Source organism: Aeromonas dhakensis, assembly GCF_000820305.1.
GTDB lineage: Bacteria > Pseudomonadota > Gammaproteobacteria > Enterobacterales > Aeromonadaceae > Aeromonas > Aeromonas dhakensis.
Genome location: NZ_CDBH01000008.1, coordinates 1 through 724 on the forward strand (window position 1 = coordinate 1; position 724 = coordinate 724).

Annotated in this window: 1 protein-coding gene; it reads right to left on the bottom strand. The window is 55.4% G+C overall.

Annotation, left to right across the window (positions count from 1 at the left end; genetic code table 11):
• The coding region (locus BN1143_RS00675) for a DUF922 domain-containing protein (protein ID WP_197069830.1) at positions 1 to 279 on the bottom strand (279 nt) is incomplete at its 3' end.
• Positions 280 to 724 lie beyond the last annotated feature (445 nt).

The window sequence follows — 724 nt, forward strand, 5'->3', positions numbered from 1 at the left end:
GACCTTGACCTGCTCCAGCTCGCAGCGCTGCGCCCCGGGGCTGGTCTGCAACTGCCAGGAGAGTTGATAGCTGGCCATGCCGATGTGGCCATTGGCCCGGGCTGTGCCCGCATTGGTCATCTGGCGGGCCAGGCTCGCCACATCCGGCCCGGAAACCCGATAAAACTGGAAGTCTACCTTGATGTCAGGCACCGCCTTGATGCCGGTGTAATGGGAACTCTCGGCCCCTGCGGTGGCGGCGAACAACATCAGTGCCACCATGAAAAGTTTGCTGACCATTCCCATCTCTGCTGCCTTGACCTCGTTGCTGGCGGGGTTGTTATTTTAATTAATAATCAACGCATTAATATTCAAAGCAGGAGATTAACCGCGATCCCCGCGACTGTCACCTACTCCCGTCACAAAGCCTAAGTGTCAGCTTGACAAGTCGCAACCCCGCGCCCGTATTGATTTGCAAGCGAGATCACAAGTGATGCGCTACATCATGGTGGGTTACCCCTTATTGGATAATAATCGCCGAGTTTTATGTCGATGCATTTCGGGATTGACCAGATTAACCTCCAAGTTGACGCCAATAATGCATCCACTCCCATTCGTACTCAGGAACTCACTCTATGATGGAACTCCTTATCGGTACCCTGGTCACTCTTGCCGTGGGCCGCTACATCTTCAAGGGCTACTCGGCCACCGGGGTGCTGCTTAGCGGCGGCCTGCTGCTGCTGGC